We start from the raw sequence: 19,494 nt of genomic DNA, 5'->3' as shown, positions 1-19,494 counted from the left end.
AATTATGTAACATAAACAAAAGGAGTGTTACAGGTCATGGATTTTAAAAAAGATAGAATTAACATGGTCGATGGGCAAACAGCGAAGAAAACAGTGTTTGCTACAGGTATTGGTAACGCCATGGAATGGTTCGACTTTGGTGTCTATGCGTACACTACAGCGTATATCGGTGCGAATTTCTTTTCACCGGTACAGAACCCACAAATACAACAAATATTTACGTTTGCCGCATTAGCAATTGCGTTCCTATTACGACCAATAGGCGGGATCGTATTTGGTATTATTGGTGACAAATATGGACGTAAAGTTGTATTAACTACGACAATTATTTTAATGGCTTTATCAACATTAACGATTGGTATTTTACCAAACTACGATGCGATAGGCTTATGGGCACCAGCGCTCTTGCTACTTGCTAGAGTGTTACAAGGTTTCTCTACTGGTGGGGAATATGCAGGTGCGATGACTTATATTGCTGAAATTTCACCAGATAAGAAACGTAATAGTTTAGGTAGTGGTCTTGAAATTGGTACACTATCGGGTTATATTGCTGCTTCTATTATGATTGCATTATTAAGTTTCTTCTTAAGTGATGCACAAATGGAAGCTTGGGGTTGGAGAATTCCATTTATCTTAGGATTATTCCTTGGTTTATTTGGACTGTATTTACGTCGTAAGTTAGAAGAATCTCCAATTTATGAAAATGATGTACAGGCACCAGAACGTGACGATATAGGATTCTTTACAATTATTCGTTATTACTTTAAAGATATCTTAGTATGTTTCGTAGCAGTTGTCTTCTTCAATGTAACTAACTATACAGTGACTGCCTACTTACCGACATACTTAGGACAAATTGTTAAGATTGACCAAACAACAACAAGTGTATTAATTACTTGTGTTATGGCAATTATGATTCCATTAGCTTTATTCTTCGGTAAATTAGCAGATAAAATTGGTGAGAAGAAGGTATTCTTAATTGGTACTGGTGGTCTGACACTATTAAGTATCGTTGCGTTTAGTTTATTAAATACGCAATCATTACCATTCATTATCCTTGGTGTGTTTATTTTAGGTTTCTTCTTATCAACATATGAAGCAACAATGCCTGGTTCATTACCAACAATGTTCTATACACATATTAGATATCGAACATTAGCGGTAACGTTTAATGTTTCCGTTTCATTATTCGGAGGTACGACACCTTTAGTGAACTCATGGTTAGTTGAATCAACTGGTAATATTTACGCACCAGCGTATTATTTAACAGCAATTAGTATTATCGGCTTTATTGTGATTGCAGTTCTACATGTAAGCACTGCCGGTAAATCACTTAAAGGATCTTATCCTAATGTTGATAATAAAAAAGATTTACAATTTTATGAATCAAATCCTAAAAAAGCATTATGGTGGATTAAGACTAAGAAAAATAAAAACGCATAGCAAATTCACATAACGCATTGATGCAAACGTGCATCAATGCGTTTTATGATTTATTCAGATTGCAACGGAAAAGCACATGCCAAAAATATAGCGTCAATGTTAGTTAGGCTTAAAGATACGCTCTAAGCATACGAGGGGGGACAATCCTCGTCTAACATTGACGCTATTTAAATAAGGTGAGTTTAGGAATGATTAATGACTTTTAAAGTTACTCAATAGTATTAGGGGGCATAAGAACTTTTAAGTCAATTTTGGGAATAATTCATCTGTTTGAATTCTCAATTTGGAAAACACTTTTACTGTGCTTCGTGTTGTATAAATGACTTAATAACTTAGTTTCATGTTATCAAGGTCATTTTCTAGTAGAGAGAGCAATTTATAGATTTCATTCTTGTTAAACGTTTCATCAAATTTTACCGTAATTGTCTTGAAGGTTTTCGTAATGATTTCGTACATTGGGATACCATTCTCTATATTTTGCTTGTAGATAATCATGATGTGTAATTCCTCCTTTGTCTCTCTACACTTAATATAGTAATTTAATTCTAAGGAAAAAACATGAGCCCGAGGTACCAACTTTATATACAACGTATAGCCTATCACTTTCTACGACTTAATACCTAGAATTTATAATAAGCCTAAATTAATGTGAATGACTTTAATAAAAATGCCTCCTCAATAAATGATCTTAAAAAAGACTTTATTGAGGAGGTTAGTTTGAGTTAATAAAAATTAAGTGTTTACTATTATACTTCTGTTACCTCTACATCGATGTGTTCAACGCGGTTATATGCGCCGTGATCTACAGGACCTACGAAGTCGTTCATTTTCCAACCGTTTTTAATTGCTGAAGCAACAAATGCTTTCGCACTAATCACAGCTTCTTTAGGTGATTTGCCATTTGCTAGGTATGCTGTTGTAGCAGCTGCAAACGTACAACCAGCACCATGGTTATAGCTTTGTTGGAACATATCTGTAGTTAATTGATAGAACGTGTTGCCATCATAGTATAAGTCGTAAGATTTATCTTGATCTAATGCTTTACCACCTTTAATAATAACGTGTTGTGCACCTTGATTATAAATAATTTCAGCAGCTTTCTTCATGTCTTCAATAGAAGTTAATTTACCTAAACCAGAAAGTTGACCAGCTTCAAATAAGTTAGGTGTGACAACAGTTGCTTTAGGTAATAAATGTTCAATCATTGCGTCAGTATTTCCTGGGTTAAGTACTTCATCTTCCCCTTTACATACCATAACAGGGTCGACTACGAAATATTGTGCACCTGATTGTTCAAATGCTTCACCAGCACGTTTAATGATTTCTTGTGTACCTAACATGCCTGTTTTAACTGCATCTGGACCAATTGAAATCGCTGTTTCTAATTGTTTTTCGAATAAATCCATTGGAAGAGGTGTCACATCATGTGACCAAGTTTCTTTATCCATCGTTACAACAGCAGTTAAAGCGACCATGCCGTATGTGTCTAATTCTTGAAATGTTTTAAGGTCAGCTTGCATACCAGCGCCCGCACTTGTATCTGAACCTGCAATTGTTAATACTTTTTTTAAAGCCATGTACATTCACTCCCGACAATTTCTAATCTATGTCTAATCATAGCATGTTTATCGGACAACGTGCTAGCTTGAAGTAATGGATGAAATCAATAACTTATAAGGTGCGCATTATGTTAAAATATGGCTTGAGGTGAAAGCGATGGAATGGTCAGAAATATTTCACGATATTACGGAACGACACGATTTTACAGAGATGCATGATTTTTTAGAAAAAGAATATACGACGCAAATTGTCTACCCAGATCGAGAAAATATTTATCAAGCCTTTGATTTAACACCATTTGAAAATGTAAAAGTAGTGATATTAGGTCAAGACCCTTATCATGGTCCAAATCAAGCGCATGGTTTAGCGTTCTCGGTACAACCCAATGCTAAGTTCCCGCCATCATTAAGAAATATGTACCAAGAATTAGAAGATGATATCGGATGTCACAGAACATCACCCCATTTACAAGATTGGGCACGCGAAGGCGTCTTATTACTCAATACCGTTTTAACGGTACGACAAGGCGAAGCGCATTCTCATAAAGATATTGGATGGGAAACATTTACAGATGAAGTCATTCAAGCGATTTCGAAACAACGTGAAGATGTTGTGTTCATATTATGGGGTAAACCTGCACAACAGAAGATTAAATTAATTGATACATCCAAACATTATATTATTAAATCACCACATCCAAGTCCTTTATCGGCGTATCGCGGATTTTTTGGTTCTAAACCATATTCAAAGGCGAATGATTATTTAATAAGTAAAGGTAAAACACCTATAAATTGGTGTGAGAATGGGGAGGTTTAAATGAATAAAGCACAAGTAATTCAGTTGATTGAACAAGAATTAGTGCAAGCTGATGAGGCGACGAATGCGCAACAATTTGAGAAACATATGTATGCAATCCATACACTAACGTCGATCTATGCCAATGGTGACAGTAAGTCGGTGTCTTCTAAGACACAAAGTCAAGATTTTACCAATACGGTGACGCCGTCATTTTCAAAAGTAAATCAAAGTTCGACTACATCAACGTCACAAGATAAATTTAAAGTGACAGCTGCAGAAATCGAAGCGATGGGTGGAACAGTTCCAAATACCATGAAATCGACACAGAATAATCACTTACCGTCTAATACGATGATCACGGACGATGAAATCGGTAATGGGGAATCCATATTTGATTTTTAAACTGAATAAGGAGAATGAAGAGATATGATGAAATTGTTTATAATACTAGGTGCGTTATGTACGATGATGTCAGTTGGTACTGGGGCGTTTGGTGCGCACGGACTTGAAGGTAAATTATCGGATAAATATATGTCAGTTTGGGAAAAAGCGGTAAATTATCAAATGTACCATGGATTAGGATTAATCATTATTGGCGTGATTAGCGGTACAACATCTATTAATGTGAATTGGGCAGGCTGGCTACTCTTCCTAGGTGTCGTGTTCTTTAGTGGTTCATTATATATTCTAGCTTTAACACAAATCCGCATTTTAGGAGCGATTACACCTATTGGTGGCGTATTATTTATTGCAGGTTGGCTTATGCTTATCATTTCTACATTTAAATTTGTAGGGTAATATTTAATATGATTTAAAGCCTTTATGTCATTGAATTTAAGTAGATAAACACTTATATTGTATCAATACTATAGATTGAATAACTCACCTTTGGGGTATATAGCATACTTGAGGTGAGTTTATTTTATGAGCAAAAATAATAAAAATCAGAATATAGATCGAGGCGATTTGAAACAGAACCTCTCTGAAAAATTTGTCTGGGCGATTGCTTATGGTTCATGTATTGGTTGGGGTGCCTTTATTTTACCTGGAGATTGGATTAAGCAATCTGGGCCAATTGCGGCATCTATCGGTATCGTTATTGGTGCATTATTAATGATACTTATTGCAGTGAGTTATGGCGCTTTAGTAGAGCGATTTCCAGTTTCAGGGGGCGCCTTTGCATTTAGTTATTTAAGTTTTGGAAGATATGTTAGTTTCTTCTCGTCATGGTTTCTAACATTTGGCTATGTATGTGTGGTTGCACTTAATGCGACTGCGTTTAGTTTATTAGTGAAATTTCTACTTCCAGATTTGCTTAATAATGGGCGGTTATACACGATTGCAGGATGGGATGTTTACATAACTGAAATCATTATTGCAACAGTGTTATTACTAGTGTTTATGTTTGTAGCCATTCGTGGTGCAAGTGTATCTGGTTCATTACAATATTACTTTTGTGTAGCTATGGTCATCGTTGTCTTACTGATGTTCTTTGGCTCATTCTTTGGTAATAATTTTGATTTTAATAATTTACAACCATTAGCCAATCCAAGTACAGGCTGGTTTACATCTATTATTATGATTGTGGCGGTAGCGCCATGGGCTTATGTTGGATTTGACAACATTCCCCAAACTGCGGAGGAATTTAACTTTTCACCGAATAAGACGTTTAAATTAATTGTTTATAGTTTGCTTGCAGCGTCATTAACTTATGTCGTTATGATTTTATATACAGGTTGGTTAAGTACGAATAGTGCAAGTTTAAATGGTAATTTATGGGTGACAGGTGCAGCAACACAAACTGCCTTTGGTTATATTGGCTTAGGTGTATTAGCTATAGCGATTATTATGGGTATTTTTACAGGTTTAAATGGCTTCTTGATGAGTGCCAGTCGATTACTCTTCTCTATGGGGCGTTCTGGAATTATGCCAACTGCGTTTAGTAAATTACATTCTAAGTATAAAACACCTTATATTGCGATTATCTTTTTAGTAGCTGTAACTTTAATTGCGCCTTGGTTAGGTCGTACGGCATTAACATGGATTGTTGATATGTCGTCAACAGGCGTATCGATTGCTTATTTTATTACATGTTTATCTGCTGCTAAGTTATTTAGCTTTAATAAAGAAAGCAATACGTATGGGCCTGTCTATAAGACATTTGCCATTTTAGGTTCGATTGTATCGTTTATCTTCCTTTTATTATTATTAGTGCCTGGTTCACCGGCGTCACTGTCAATGCCGTCTTATATTGCGTTAGGCGGATGGCTAGTGATAGGATTGATTTTCTTTGTGATTCGCTATCCTAAATTAAAGAACATAGATAGTGATGAATTGAGTCGATTAATTTTAAATCGTTCTGAAAAAGAAGTTGAGGATATGGTAGACGATACCTATAAATCATAGAGTGAAAAAACGTTCAATTTAAAAAGCGCGGGCTCAATGAGCCACGCGCTTTTTAAATATCATATATATAATCAAAGACGTTAAATTCTTTTTCGTGTTCTTGCAAATCCAGATAATATAATTTTAGAAATTTGGTCTGCAAATAATAAGCCAAGTGCAATGGCACCTGCAATCAGTGTGACTTCAAGCATTGTATTAATGGCTTTACTAAAGTCTAATAGCACCAAGTTCTTAGTTGCATCAAATGCAAGGCCACCTGGGACAAGTGGAATGATGCCAGGTACCATGAAGATAATTGCCGGCTCTCTCTTTGTACGAGCCATATAATGACTAATTAAACCTAGTGCTAAACTACCAAAGAAACTTGAATAAATGGTATGTACATTTAACCCTTGAAAGAAGAGAATGTAAACCATCCAACCACAGGCACCTACAAACCCACATGAAAGATAGAGCTTTCTAGGTGCGTCGAAGATCACACAGAAAAATAGTGAAGCGGTATAACTAAAAATTAAGTTTAATATCCAAAACATTCATTCCCACTCCTAAACTAAAATTAATACTGAGCCAACGCCAGCGCCAATACCAAAAGCGGTGACAAGTGCTTCTAAGGATTTCGTTGTAAACATAAGCATATGGCCACCAAATAAGTCTTGTATGGCATTGGTTATAAGCACCCCGGGAACGATTGGCATAACAGAGGCGATAATAATGGTTGCGAGGTCTCCGGTAGGTAATAAGTGATGTCCCAGTACCGATATAATACCGATAACAAGCGATCCTAGAAATTCTGGAATGAATTGCGCATGTAAGCGTCTATCTAAAATTTCAACGACAAGATAGCCTAAGCCACCTGCTAACAGTGCTGTAATAACATCGATCAGTTTACCATCTTGTAAGTACAAGAAACTAATCGCGATAATAGCCGCAGCAATCCCTTTAAATAATAAGCTACTATCTCGTTTAGCAACATATATATTTTCAAGCTTTAGTTTAGCTTCTTCAAGTGTAATAGCACCTTTGGTTATTAAACGTGAAATTTCGTTTGTTTGTGAAATTTTAATGAGATTGGTATCACGTGAGTTAATTCTAAAAATTCGAGGATAAGATTCGTTGTGTAATGTAAATTGAATGACAGTATTAGTGACAAAGCTATTACTTTCAGAATAGCCAAGTTTACGCGCAATACGAGTCATCGTATCTTCAACACGTGTTCCTTCTGCACCCGATTCTAATAATATACGTCCAGCCATCATGACGACGTCTTTGATTAATTTTTCATCTGCATTTTCATGTATTTGTGTATTATCCATTTCATCACCATTCGTTAAGATGTATTCATAATTATAGTCAATCAATCTGAGATATTAAAGCTATTTATACTTAAGTTGTCATATTAAATCGACTAATTCATTTAAAGTCATACGTTTATAGTAAGTTGTTATAAACATGCGTGAAGGCATTATTGAGTGTATGTCGTTAGGGGATTTACTAAAAATTAAGTTGGCATTCAATGACTACAACGCATACGCCATTCTGCACAATGAAGACAGTATACCATTAAAGTAGTCGAGATAAATCAAAGCGTGTATAATAATCAAAATAGTATAAAATTGCAATATATTTAAAACGAAAACGATATAGAAACTCATTCTATAATGTTTCAAAATATTACAATTTGGTTAAATAATAATTAGTTAGCAATTTATGAGTCATATTGGGTAGCGACAATATGATTATGATTGTTAATGTTCAGAGTAGTAATTAAGTTCTCCCAAAACGCATACTACACTATAATAGCCTGAGACATCGCATGTGTCTCAGGTTGTTTTTACTGCGGACTTGTGCACGACTTTACTAGACTATAGTATTTCCCTAAATGGTCGTCGATTAAACTATGATTAGATGAATCATAGTGAATATTGCAGTTCGATATCATAGTGTTAATGGGAGTATTTAAAACGGATTTCTATATTTAATAAATAAGAAGTTGGGAGCGGGACAGAATTCATTTGAATTCGTCGTCCCACTCCCAGCTTGCTTAGCTTGTAGAATTTCTTGATGAAATTCTCTTTGTTGGGGCCCCGCCCGCAAGGATGACTAGAACTGAGAAAAGCTTTATTAAAGCGCATTCTCAGTTCAGTCAGCTACTGCGAATTTGCAAAATAGCTGCATTATATTATTTATGTCTCAGCCTCAACAAGTTATACATAAACAAGTGATAAAATGACTTAACAATAGGTTAGATAGCGAAGAAGTGTTCGAAATCATCTGTTGTTAAGATATGACCAATGTAGAACCCACCAAATTCTCCATATCTAGCGGTTGTTTCGTCAAAACGCATTTCATATACAATCTTCTTGAATTGTAGTACATCGTCTGAGAATAGCGTTACACCCCATTCAAAGTCATCGAAACCAACTGATCCAGTGATAAATTGTTTGATTTTACCTGCATATTGTCGACCAATCATACCATGGTTATACATTAATTTCTTACGTTCTTCCATTGGTAACATATACCAGTTGTAAGTTTCATTACGACGTTTATCCATTGGGTAAAAACAAATATATTCTGTTCTAGGTAATTCAGGATATAATCTTGCTCTAATATGTGGATTTTGATATGGATCTTCATCCGATTTACCTGCTAGATAATTACCTAATTCAATAACTGATACGTATGAGTAAGTTTGAATTAAGAAATCAGCAATACGAAGTTTATTGAATTCATTCTCAATCTCATTTAATTCTTTCATTTCCGGACGTAAATACCATAATAATATGTCGGCTTTTTGACCAGTAATATTATATAGTGCATAGTCACCGGCTTGTTGTTCTCTGGCGCTAGCTTTATCGTTAATGAATGTCTTGAATTCATTAATCATTGCTTCACGTTCGTCCTCAGGCACTAGTCTGAATGTTGCCCAATCAACAGCATAGAATAAATGAAGACTGTACCAACCATCTAAAGTTTCAGCTGCTTCACTCATGTGTATCGCTCCTTCGAAAATTGATTATTATTGTTTAATACAGACTAAATTTTATCATAAAGAGAATTAGTAAACATACTTAAATGATTACAAATTAGTGAAATGGAAATATCAATACAAATACAGTATAATTAGGTTGCAAAATATTATTATGAAATTATTTAGGAGGGCATTATGTCTAGTTTATTAGATGTATTACAAGAGAAACTTTCAGGAAAAAATGTCAAAATCGTATTACCTGAGGGTGAAGATGAGCGTGTGTTAACAGCTGCTACACAATTACAAGCAACTGACTATGTAACACCTGTCGTTTTAGGTGACTATGACAAAATTAATTTATTAGCTAAAGACAAAGGATTAGATGTTTCAGATATCGAAATCATCAATCCATCTACAAGTGAACTAAAACCAGAATTAGTTAAATCATTCGTTGAACGCCGTAAAGGTAAAGCGACTGAAGAACAAGCTGAAGAATTATTAAATAACGTTAACTATTTCGGTACAATGTTAGTTTATGCTGGTCATGCTGACGGATTAGTAAGTGGTGCTGCGCATTCAACTGGAGATACTGTTCGCCCTGCATTACAAATCATTAAAACAAAACCAGGCGTATCTAAAACTTCTGGTATCTTCTTTATGATTAAAGATGACCAACAATATGTATTTGGTGACTGTGCAATCAATCCAACATTAGAATCATCTGATTTAGCAGAAATCGCTGTTGAAAGTGCGAAATCAGCTAAAAGCTTCGGCATGGACCCACGCGTTGCGATGTTAAGTTTCTCAACTAAAGGTTCAGCTAAATCTGACGATGTTGATAAAGTTGCAAATGCAGTTAAATTAGCTCAAGAAAAAGTAGAATCTGAAGGCTTAACAGATGTTGTCATTGATGGTGAATTCCAATTTGATGCTGCCATTGTACCTTCAGTAGCAGAGAAAAAAGCACCAGGTGCTAAAATCCAAGGTAATGCAAATGTGTTTGTATTCCCAAGCTTAGAAGCTGGTAACATTGGATACAAAATTGCGCAACGTTTAGGTGGATTTGACGCAGTTGGTCCTGTATTACAAGGTTTAAACTCACCTGTTAACGACTTATCACGCGGTTGCTCAACTGAAGACGTTTATAAATTATCAATCATTACAGCTGCTCAAACATTACAATAATGGATTTAGCAAGCAAGTACTTTAATGATATTGATTGGCGCTATGTAGATCATTCATCTGGTTTAGCGCCAATGCAATCATTTGCTTTTGACGATACGTTTTCAGAAAGTGTAGGTAAAGATTTATCATGCAACGTGGTTAGAACGTGGATCCACCAACATACAGTTATTCTTGGTATCCATGATTCTCGCTTGCCATTTCTTAAAGATGGTATTCGATATTTAACGGATGACATTGGTTATAATGCCATTGTGAGAAACTCAGGTGGTCTTGGTGTCGTGTTAGATCAGGGTGTGTTAAATATTTCTCTTATTTTCAAAGGTCAAACTGAAACGACCATTGATGAAGCATTTACAGTGATGTACTTATTGATTTGTAAAATGTTCGAAAATGAAAATGTAGAGATTGATACACGTGAAATTGAGCATTCATACTGCCCAGGTAAATTCGACTTAAGCATAGACGGTAAAAAGTTTGCCGGCATTTCACAACGACGTGTTCGAGGTGGTATTGCAGTTCAAATATACCTCTGCGTTGAAGGTTCAGGTTCAGAACGTGCAGAAATGATGCGTGTCTTTTATGAACATGCGCTAAAAGGTGAAGTAACTAAATTTAAATATCCAGATATTCAACCTGAATGTATGGCATCACTTGAAACACTCCTTGGACGAGACATTAAAGTGCAAGATGTGATGTTTCAACTATTGCACGCGATTAAAGATTTAGGTGGTAATCTGAATATGGATCCCATCACAGAAGATGAATGGTCACGTTATGAAGGTTATTTCGACAGAATGATAGATCGCAATGAGAAGATGAATCGTTCAATAGAAGGAAATTAAGCGTGAAACAACTTTTAAAATAAAAAATTTGATACAGTTAAAGGAGACTTTCTATTACTTTTATATAGTTTAGAAAGTCTCCTTTTCATTTGAATAAATGTAAAGTTTAGTGGAATTATATATCAAATTTATTATAAATTGCTATATTCCTATTACTTTTTATAGTAATATAGTTTAGGTGGATTAATATAAAAACAATGTATATTGCGTGTCATCATCATGCGCAGAGAGTGGGTTCAAACCGCGGAATGGATCGATCAATCGTAAACCATTGACATAGCAGTATGTTAGAGATTTTAAATTTTAGGGTATAATTATTTTTAAGTTTTAAAGTAAATAATTTGAGTCTATTTTTAATCAGTTTGCAACAAACGCAAAAATGAATTTAGACGAAGACAAATGTCATTAAAGATAAATTTACGTATATATACATCGATAAAAATCGATAAATCAAACACCAAGTTACTTAAGCATACATAGAGTTGGCAGATTAAGGATATATGCATGATACGTATGTCCACTGATCTCGAAAATAATTTTTCAGAAAGAATATTAAAGGTGAGATATCATGGTACAACGTGGCTATGGGGAGTCTAACGGCAAAATAATATTAATCGGGGAGCATGCAGTCACATTCGGTGAACCTGCAATTGCGATTCCGTTCACTTCAGGAAAAGTAAAAGTCTTAATTGAAAGTTTAGAAAAAGGGAATTACTCAGCAATTCAAAGTGATGTCTATGATGGACCACTTTATGATGCGCCAGAACATTTGAAATCGTTAATAGGGCATTTCGTTGAAAACAAAAAGGTAGAAGAGCCGTTATTAATTAAAATTCAAGCTAATTTACCCCCATCTAGAGGGTTAGGTTCAAGTGCAGCAGTTGCTGTAGCTTTCATAAGGGCAAGCTATGATTATTTAGGCTTACCATTAACGGATAAAGAATTATTAGAAAATGCAGACTGGGCAGAACGTATTGCACATGGTAAACCAAGCGGTATAGACACAAAGACGATTGTGACAAATCAACCTGTTTGGTATCAAAAAGGTGAAGTTGAAATATTAAAGACATTAGATTTAGATGGCTATATGGTTGTTATCGATACAGGTGTCAAAGGTTCAACTAAACAAGCAGTTGAAGATGTCCATCAATTATGTGATAACGACAAAAATTACATGCAAATTGTTGAACATATTGGATCTTTAGTGTATTCAGCAAGTGAAGCCATTGAGCATCATAGTTTTGATCAATTAGCAACAATCTTTAATCAATGTCAAGATGACTTAAGAACATTAACAGTAAGTCACGATAAAATTGAAATGTTTCTTCGTTTAGGAGAAGAAAATGGATCGGTCGCTGGCAAGTTAACAGGTGGCGGTCGAGGTGGTAGTATGCTTATCTTAGCTAAAGAATTGCAAACAGCTAAGCGTATTGTCGCTGCCGTTGAAAAAGCTGGTGCACAACATACATGGATTGAGAAGTTAGGAGGATAAACCATTGAAAAAGAGTGGTAAAGCACGCGCACATACGAATATTGCACTGATTAAATATTGGGGTAAAGCAGATGAAGCATTAATTATTCCAATGAATAATAGTTTGTCAGTTACACTAGACCGTTTCTACACTGAAACGCGTGTTACATTTGACGATACATTGACTGAAGATCAGTTAATCCTTAACGGGGAAACTGTAAACGCTAAAGAAAGCGCTAAGATTCAACGTTATATGGACATGGTTCGTAAAGAAGCAGGTATTTCAGAACATGCACTTATTGAAAGTGAAAATTTTGTTCCGACAGCTGCAGGATTAGCGTCTTCAGCGAGTGCGTATGCTGCATTAGCTGGTGCGTGTAATGAAGCTCTACAATTAGGTTTGTCTGATAAAGACCTTTCACGTTTAGCGCGTCGTGGTTCTGGTTCAGCATCGCGAAGTATTTATGGCGGATTTGCTGAATGGGAAAAAGGGCATGATGATGAAACGTCTTATGCACACCGTGTTGAATCCGACAGTTGGGAAAACGAATTGGCTATGATTTTTGTAGTCATTAATAATAAATCTAAAAAAGTATCTAGTCGCTCGGGCATGTCATTGACACGTGATACGTCTCGCTTTTATCAATATTGGCTAGATCATGTTGAACCAGATTTGAAAGAGACGAAAGCGGCAATTAGTCAAAAAGATTTCAAGCGTATGGGTGAAGTGATAGAAGGCAATGGTTTACGTATGCACGCTACAAATTTAGGTGCACAACCGCCATTTACATATTTAGTACAAGAAAGTTACGATGCAATGCGCATCGTTCAGGAATGTAGGGAAGCGGGTTTACCATGTTACTTTACAATGGACGCGGGACCTAATGTCAAAGTATTGATCGAGAAGAAAAATCAACAAGCCATCGTAGATAAATTTTTACAAGCGTTTGATCAATCAAAAATCATCACAAGTGATATTACACAATCAGGAGTCGAAATAATTAAGTAAGGAAGAGATATAATGATTCAGGTGAAAGCACCAGGAAAGCTTTATGTAGCAGGCGAATATGCAGTGACTGAGCCGGGATATAAGTCTGTCTTAATTGCAGTTGATCGATTTGTGACTGCTACGATTGAAGCTTCAAATGAGGTAACAGGTACGATTCACTCAAAGACACTACATTATGAGCCTGTAACGTTTAATCGCAATGAAGATAAAATAGATATCTCCGATGCCAATGCTGCGAGTCAATTGAAATATGTTGTAACTGCGATTGAAGTTTTTGAACAATATGCAAGAAGTTGCAATATTGAATTAAAGCACTTTCATTTAGAAATTGACAGTAACTTAGATGATGCTTCAGGTAACAAGTATGGGCTCGGCTCGAGTGCAGCTGTCTTAGTATCTGTTGTTAAGGCATTAAATGAGTTTTACGATATGCAATTGTCTAATTTATATATTTATAAATTGGCGGTCATTTCTAACATGCGACTACAAAGTTTAAGCTCATGTGGTGATATTGCTGTCAGCGTGTATAGTGGATGGCTAGCTTATAGTACGTTTGATCATGATTGGGTTAAACAACAGATGGAAGAAACTTCAGTTAGTGAAGTACTAGAAAAGAATTGGCCGGGACTTCATATTGAACCGCTACAGGCACCAGAAAATATGGAAGTGTTAATTGGGTGGACAGGTTCACCTGCATCGTCACCACATTTAGTTAGTGAAGTCAAACGCTTGAAATCAGACCCTTCTTTCTACGGAAGATTCCTTGATCAGTCGCATGCGTGTGTTGAAAACTTAATTTATGCCTTTAAAACGAATAACATTAAAGGTGTTCAAAAGATGATACGACAAAATCGCATGATTATTCAACAAATGGATAATGAGGCGACGGTTGATATCGAAACTGAAAATTTAAAATTATTATGTGATATTGGAGAACGTTATGGTGCTGCTGCTAAGACATCTGGAGCTGGCGGCGGTGACTGTGGTATCGCAATTATCGATAATCGTATCGATAAAAATCGTATTTATGATGAATGGGCATCTCACGGTATTAAACCGTTGAAATTTAGAATTTATCATGGACAATAATCATATTCGCACGTAAACGAGTGGGACTAAATTCAAATGTTGAATCAAAGTCTTGCTCTTTTTTAATGAAAGTGCGCATGACTTTTAATGATTTGCTTGAATTTTTTAGTAAAAGGAGTAAAATAATTAGAGTTAAATTCATCGATGCGTATGTAAAACTTTTTAAAAAATTTATATAGCAATGACAATATAGAAAGGTAGGTGGCAAGGTGAAAAATAAATTCTTGATTTGTGATGAATGTCAGGCGGTTAATATTAAAACGTTGAAGAGAAAACTAGAGAAGTTAGATCCAGAAGCGGAAATTGAAATTGGTTGCCAATCTTATTGTGGTCCTGGACGTCGAAAAACGTTTGCTTTTGTCAATAATCGTCCACTTGCTGCGCTTACTGAAGACGAACTATTAGAAAAAGTCACAGCCCAGCTTAAAAAACCAAGAGATCCGGAAGAAGAAGAGCGTCTAAGAAAACGTAATGAAGAACGTAAACGTCGTAAAGAAGAACAAGACCGCAAGCTAAAAGAAAAATTAGCTAAACGTAAAGCGAATAAATAATTAAATGTTAGTATAAATTGAGCTATGAATGTATTCTAATCTGAATATTGTCGTAGCTTTTTTAATGTTAAAAAAAAGCACTTAGAAGATTATCGTCTTCTAAGTGCTTAATTAGGTTTAATCCTATGACATTACAACAACGTTAGTTGCTTGTTCGCCACGTTGACCTTCAGTAATATCGAAGTCAACTTTTTGACCTTCTTCTAAAGTTTTGTAACCTTCACCAGCGATACCGCTGAAGTGTACGAATACGTCGTTACCATCTTCTCTTTCGATGAAACCAAAACCTTTTTCTGCGTTAAACCATTTTACTGTACCGTTATTCATATAGAATACCTCCATGTGCTTTTGCACGAATATTTGTAACAAATTCATTTATAAAAAAGAGAGTATTCTAGACAAACACACTACATTTAAATTCACGAGCTTTTATTACGTTAGATTAACTATAACTGTTATTCGTTAATAAGTAAAGCTTTTTATTTTTAAAAATATTGATAAGTTGAAATTATATCTCTCCATGCACTAATATGACAACGTTTTGGCACATAAAAAATATTTTAAATATTAAATAAATCGTTAAATGATTCGACGATAGTTGGGTGCGTATAAATCGTATCTCTCAATGTTTGATAAGGAATATGCTGATCGATAGCTAATTTAATTAAGTTGATAATTTCTTCAGATTCTTTACCGTAAAGGGTAGCACCTAAAATCATATCGTTATCTTTGTTTATAACTACTTTGAAAATTCCACGCGCATCATTATTAATCTTATGTCTTGGAATTTGAGAGACAAGTAATGTATTTTCTATATAATTATAGCCTTGAGACTGTGCTTCTTTAGCCGTTAAACCAACTCGAGATAATGGTGGGTCAATAAAGACAGAGTAAGGGATTGTACCACGGTTACCCGTTGTTCGCGAGCGATCTCCAAATAATTCAGACTGCAGTATTCGATAATCATCTAGCGAGATATACGTAAATTGTAGTCCACCTTTGACATCTCCTGCTGCATAAATGTGGGCAACTGATGTCTGTAAATGCGCGTTCACTTTAATTTCACCACGTTCGCCAAGTTCAATATCAGTGTGTTCAAGTGCTAAGTCAGTGTTAGGTACACGTCCAGTCGCTAACAGTACGGCATCAGCTGAGAAATTACCTTGAGTAGTTACAACTGTTGTTTGATTGCCCTCATTTTTAAATGCTTGTGTTTCTACATTTGTAATAAACGAAATGCCTTTATCTTCTAAATCTTTAATTGCATGAGTAACCACGTCTTGATCTTCTCGTGGCATGATTTGTGAACCATATTCTAAAACAGTAACTTTAGTACCGAAATTTGCAAACATCGAAGCAAATTCTAAAGCGATATAGCCACCGCCAATAATTACTAAATGCTTAGGTTGATATGAAATATTTAATAATCCACGTGAATCATATAAATGTTGTGCGGTCTCTATCCCTTTGATAGCAGGAATATTTGATTTCGCACCAGTATTAATAACAATCTTATCTGCTGTTAATGTCTGAGCAACAGAACCATCTTCGCTTACAAGATTAACTTCTGTATTGGATTTAAATTGAGCTTTGTAAGTGAATACATCAATATTTGCATCATTTGCTAAGTTATCATAATTTTTCTTATTTAATGCACGAACTACGTCTTTTTTTCTTGAAAAGGCAGAACCAAAATCTGTACCGTCCATACCATCATGCACGAGCACTTTAGAGGGGATACAGCCGTGATTGCAAGACTGTACATACTTCCATAGTTTATTAATAAAATTCGATACTAGTAATTTTAAGCGAATTCCTTTTCCGGCTAGTGTTACCAGTACCGATTATATACTCAAAATAAATATTCTTTATTGCCATTTTGATAAAATCTTCTTTATCTTCATCGCTTGAAATGTCCCACATTTCAAGTAGTAAATCTTTGTATTGTTTTATATCTTCGATATCGTATTGCTTAACTTCTCTATTTTCATTTTGCTTTTCATATTCTGCGATAGTCTGATCAGTTTCTTTAATTAAATCGAATAACTCATCTTCTTGCATCAAACCACTTGCATATAATTTATGATACCTTTTGCGTTGTTCCATTACTTTATTAATATCAATAGTTATTTCAGGTTCGTTTTGTTTTTGAGTAACTTCATATTTTTCTAAATCAAAACGTTTGAGATAATTATAAAATACTTTTATCACTTCTTTTTCTTTTATATACACGGGTTTTAAATTAGGTGTAACCTTACAATTATTGCAATAATATTGTTTAACAAAAATGTATCCTGAGTTAGATTTCTTTTTGTGAGAATTCAATGTTAATCTAGCATTGCAAACCGGACATACAAGTTTACCTCTAAATATAGATGTGTGCCTAACTTTTTTAGTATTCACTCGCTCATTCAATCTATCTTTTACCTTTTCGTACATTTCATCGGTAATAATTGGCTCGTGATTATTCTCTATATGTACGCCTCCCCAATCAAAATGACCTCGTGTAAATGGGTTCCTTAACGCATGTGTAATGGTTCTCCCTTGCCATTGAGTATTGTTCGGTGGGGGAATATCAGAATTGTTTAATTTACGTGCTATTGCTTTAGCACTTTGACCTTTCATCGCCTCATCATATGCCCACAAAATAACATCTTTATACTTATTAGGAACAAACTTATTATCCACACGGTCATAATAGAATGGCGGGGTAGTAAGCATGATGCCTTTTCTAAGTGCTGCAAGTTTACCCATTTGTGTACGTTCTCGTATCGTTTCACGTTCCCACTCTGCCATTGCACCGACTAACGTAACGAATAACCTACCCATTGCTGTCGTAGTGTCATAGACTTCAGTAGCACTTCTAAATGATACGTCGTTTTTCTCGAATATTTCTAGCAAGTCCAATAAGTCACGTACATTACGTGTAAGCCTATCTAATTTGTAGACTAAGACTAAATCAAACTTATTTATATCATTCATCAAACGTTGTAATTCTGGTCTGTCACGTTTAGCACCTGAATAACCAGCATCTATATAAGTATCGTAAACAGTCCAATCGTTAATGTCGCAAAACGATTTAAGTTTACGTTCTTGTTCTTCGATTGAGTGGCCGTGTTCTTTCTGCTCTAAAGTCGAAACTCTGCAGTAGACTGCTACTTTCATTTTCTCACTCCTAGTATTAAAACAAGAGCAAAGATGTTATAATAAATGTGTGCAATTTCTTAATTGCTCTGTTGTTTTCTTATTAAAATCTTTGCGTTATCAGTTTCGGTTTGGTCGCCAGTTGCTGATAACGTTTTTTTATGTGATACGCTTAAAGATGTTATTAATCTTTATAAACATCTTTATTTTCAGTTAATGGTATATCGTTTTTTACCATATATTCCAATTGCTTCATACTGTACACTGGAACTTTTATTAATTCGTCCCAGTGTTTCGGTTCTTGTTCGAAATCACTTTCCATATCCCGTCTCTCCTTTATCACTCAAAAATTTGATAGTTATAAATCACTTTACCTATTACTTCAATTTCATCTGTACTGTCAATATCATATGTATTCGTTTTAAATTCATCTGAATAACTGACAGGATCTAAATGTAATTTTGTTTCTGTTCGTCTCACTCGTTTTACAGTATATTCTCCACCTAAACGTAAAACTAAGATATCGTTATTATTCAATCTATAATCTTGATTGCGTCTATAATCGTGAATAATGATATACGAGCCATTAGATAACACTTTATTCATGCTATCGCCATTCACTTGCAAAGCAATACACTCTTTAGGGTTTCGACCATTAAAAGCAATATCAGGTACTTCTAATTCTTTTGTATCAACTTCCACAGTTTCGAAATTACCAGCTGACACTTGACCGTAGTAAGGTACTTGGTAATATTTATCTATCTTTTCAATTGGAACAATGTCATCTTCCAAACCTATTAAATAATCCATGCTTACACCAAAATAAGTTGCTAATTGCGATACAGTTTTTGCGATTGGTTCTGATTTATCATTTTCCCAGTTTGATAATTTCCCTTTTGTAAAACTATTTCTTTTGTCTTTTGCCGGGAATTGTTCGTGTAAATCATCGCTAAGTTGTTGCAATGTCATTCCTTTTTGCTTTCTTAATTTCTTTATACGTGAGCCGAAAGTCATATCAGTTTCTC

21 protein-coding genes are annotated in these 19,494 nt (G+C 35.0%); 11 read left to right on the top strand and 10 right to left on the bottom strand.

The window, feature by feature from the left end; all coding sequences use genetic code 11:
- The first annotated feature begins 36 nt into the window (after nt 1-36).
- The gene (locus HMPREF3239_RS00530; protein ID WP_070854321.1) at nt 37-1,443 is read left to right on the top strand and encodes an MFS transporter; all 1,407 of its coding nucleotides are present in this window, start codon (nt 37-39) and stop codon (nt 1,441-1,443) included.
- 324 nt (nt 1,444-1,767) lie between these two features.
- On the opposite strand, the gene vraX is transcribed toward HMPREF3239_RS00530, so the two are convergent.
- Both vraX and thiD read right to left on the bottom strand, forming a co-directional pair.
- The gene (vraX, locus tag HMPREF3239_RS12395; protein ID WP_046309718.1) at nt 1,768-1,938 is read right to left on the bottom strand and encodes a C1q-binding complement inhibitor VraX; all 171 of its coding nucleotides are present in this window, start codon (nt 1,936-1,938) and stop codon (nt 1,768-1,770) included.
- A 251-nt stretch (nt 1,939-2,189) separates the two neighbouring features.
- Nucleotides 2,190-3,020 (bottom strand): bifunctional hydroxymethylpyrimidine kinase/phosphomethylpyrimidine kinase, encoded by an 831-nt coding sequence (gene thiD / locus HMPREF3239_RS00525; RefSeq protein ID WP_070854320.1) that lies wholly within the window; start codon nt 3,018-3,020, stop codon nt 2,190-2,192.
- Between the two features lie 139 nt (nt 3,021-3,159).
- Here thiD and HMPREF3239_RS00520 point away from each other — a divergent pair, with 139 nt between their 5' ends.
- The 4 genes from HMPREF3239_RS00520 (at nt 3,160) to HMPREF3239_RS00505 (ending at nt 6,207) form a co-directional block, all read left to right on the top strand.
- A complete protein-coding gene (locus HMPREF3239_RS00520) occupies nt 3,160-3,819 on the top strand; it encodes a uracil-DNA glycosylase (protein ID WP_053031374.1) in 660 nt (219 codons plus the stop codon).
- Complete coding sequence (locus HMPREF3239_RS00515; RefSeq protein WP_070854318.1) at nt 3,820-4,203, top strand: DUF5327 family protein; 384 nt, start codon at nt 3,820-3,822, stop codon at nt 4,201-4,203.
- 27 nt (nt 4,204-4,230) lie between these two features.
- Nucleotides 4,231-4,599 (top strand): DUF423 domain-containing protein, encoded by a 369-nt coding sequence (locus HMPREF3239_RS00510; protein ID WP_161632370.1) that lies wholly within the window; start codon nt 4,231-4,233, stop codon nt 4,597-4,599.
- A 126-nt stretch (nt 4,600-4,725) separates the two neighbouring features.
- Nucleotides 4,726-6,207, top strand: coding sequence for an APC family permease (locus tag HMPREF3239_RS00505; protein ID WP_053031380.1), 1,482 nt, complete (start codon nt 4,726-4,728; stop codon nt 6,205-6,207).
- Nucleotides 6,208-6,287: 80 nt separating this feature from the next.
- Here the strand turns inward: HMPREF3239_RS00505 and HMPREF3239_RS00500 are convergent, their stop codons facing one another.
- From HMPREF3239_RS00500 to hemQ, 3 genes are all read right to left on the bottom strand, one after another.
- Nucleotides 6,288-6,740: a threonine/serine exporter family protein gene (locus tag HMPREF3239_RS00500; protein WP_053031382.1), complete on the bottom strand. Its 453-nt coding sequence runs from the start codon at nt 6,738-6,740 to the stop codon at nt 6,288-6,290.
- A gap of 12 nt (nt 6,741-6,752) precedes the next feature.
- Entirely contained in the window at nt 6,753-7,520 is a 768-nt protein-coding gene (locus HMPREF3239_RS00495) for a threonine/serine exporter family protein (protein ID WP_053031384.1), read from the bottom strand.
- A 929-nt stretch (nt 7,521-8,449) separates the two neighbouring features.
- Nucleotides 8,450-9,199, bottom strand: a complete 750-nt coding sequence (gene hemQ, locus HMPREF3239_RS00490; RefSeq protein ID WP_053031386.1) for a hydrogen peroxide-dependent heme synthase — start codon at nt 9,197-9,199, stop codon at nt 8,450-8,452.
- Nucleotides 9,200-9,373: 174 nt separating this feature from the next.
- Between hemQ and pta the strand changes: the two genes are divergently transcribed.
- From pta to HMPREF3239_RS00460, 6 genes are all read left to right on the top strand, one after another.
- Nucleotides 9,374-10,363: a phosphate acetyltransferase gene (pta, locus tag HMPREF3239_RS00485; RefSeq protein ID WP_053031388.1), complete on the top strand. Its 990-nt coding sequence runs from the start codon at nt 9,374-9,376 to the stop codon at nt 10,361-10,363.
- Nucleotides 10,363-11,205: a lipoate--protein ligase family protein gene (locus HMPREF3239_RS00480; RefSeq protein WP_053031390.1), complete on the top strand. Its 843-nt coding sequence runs from the start codon at nt 10,363-10,365 to the stop codon at nt 11,203-11,205. Before pta ends, HMPREF3239_RS00480 begins: the two co-directional genes overlap by 1 nt.
- A gap of 568 nt (nt 11,206-11,773) precedes the next feature.
- Nucleotides 11,774-12,697, top strand: coding sequence for a mevalonate kinase (gene mvk, locus HMPREF3239_RS00475; RefSeq protein WP_053031392.1), 924 nt, complete (start codon nt 11,774-11,776; stop codon nt 12,695-12,697).
- Between the two features lie 4 nt (nt 12,698-12,701).
- Nucleotides 12,702-13,685 carry a diphosphomevalonate decarboxylase gene (gene mvaD, locus HMPREF3239_RS00470; RefSeq protein ID WP_070854317.1) on the top strand — a complete coding sequence of 328 codons (984 nt, stop codon included), beginning with the start codon at nt 12,702-12,704 and terminating at the stop codon, nt 13,683-13,685.
- 12 nt (nt 13,686-13,697) lie between these two features.
- Complete coding sequence (locus HMPREF3239_RS00465; protein WP_053031396.1) at nt 13,698-14,774, top strand: phosphomevalonate kinase; 1,077 nt, start codon at nt 13,698-13,700, stop codon at nt 14,772-14,774.
- A gap of 209 nt (nt 14,775-14,983) precedes the next feature.
- Nucleotides 14,984-15,325 (top strand): YuzB family protein, encoded by a 342-nt coding sequence (locus HMPREF3239_RS00460; RefSeq protein ID WP_070854315.1) that lies wholly within the window; start codon nt 14,984-14,986, stop codon nt 15,323-15,325.
- A 123-nt stretch (nt 15,326-15,448) separates the two neighbouring features.
- On the opposite strand, the gene HMPREF3239_RS00455 is transcribed toward HMPREF3239_RS00460, so the two are convergent.
- From HMPREF3239_RS00455 to HMPREF3239_RS00440, 5 genes are all read right to left on the bottom strand, one after another.
- Complete coding sequence (locus tag HMPREF3239_RS00455) at nt 15,449-15,652, bottom strand: cold-shock protein (RefSeq protein ID WP_053031400.1); 204 nt, start codon at nt 15,650-15,652, stop codon at nt 15,449-15,451.
- A gap of 233 nt (nt 15,653-15,885) precedes the next feature.
- A complete protein-coding gene (gene merA / locus HMPREF3239_RS00450; RefSeq protein WP_083324733.1) occupies nt 15,886-17,163 on the bottom strand; it encodes a hypothiocyanous acid reductase MerA in 1,278 nt (425 codons plus the stop codon).
- Nucleotides 17,105-18,490: a recombinase family protein gene (locus HMPREF3239_RS00445; RefSeq protein ID WP_011276651.1), complete on the bottom strand. Its 1,386-nt coding sequence runs from the start codon at nt 18,488-18,490 to the stop codon at nt 17,105-17,107. The genes merA and HMPREF3239_RS00445 overlap by 59 nt, the downstream gene beginning before the upstream one ends.
- Nucleotides 18,491-18,653: 163 nt before the next feature.
- Nucleotides 18,654-18,791, bottom strand: coding sequence for a hypothetical protein (locus HMPREF3239_RS12390; RefSeq protein WP_011276650.1), 138 nt, complete (start codon nt 18,789-18,791; stop codon nt 18,654-18,656).
- Between the two features lie 17 nt (nt 18,792-18,808).
- Nucleotides 18,809-19,483: an XRE family transcriptional regulator gene (locus tag HMPREF3239_RS00440; RefSeq protein ID WP_011276649.1), complete on the bottom strand. Its 675-nt coding sequence runs from the start codon at nt 19,481-19,483 to the stop codon at nt 18,809-18,811.
- Between the last annotated feature and the right edge of the window lie 11 nt (nt 19,484-19,494).

This window comes from Staphylococcus sp. HMSC34C02 (assembly GCF_001838705.1).
GTDB classification, from domain to species: domain Bacteria; phylum Bacillota; class Bacilli; order Staphylococcales; family Staphylococcaceae; genus Staphylococcus; species Staphylococcus borealis.
This window is presented reverse-complemented; position numbering and strand designations above follow the sequence as displayed.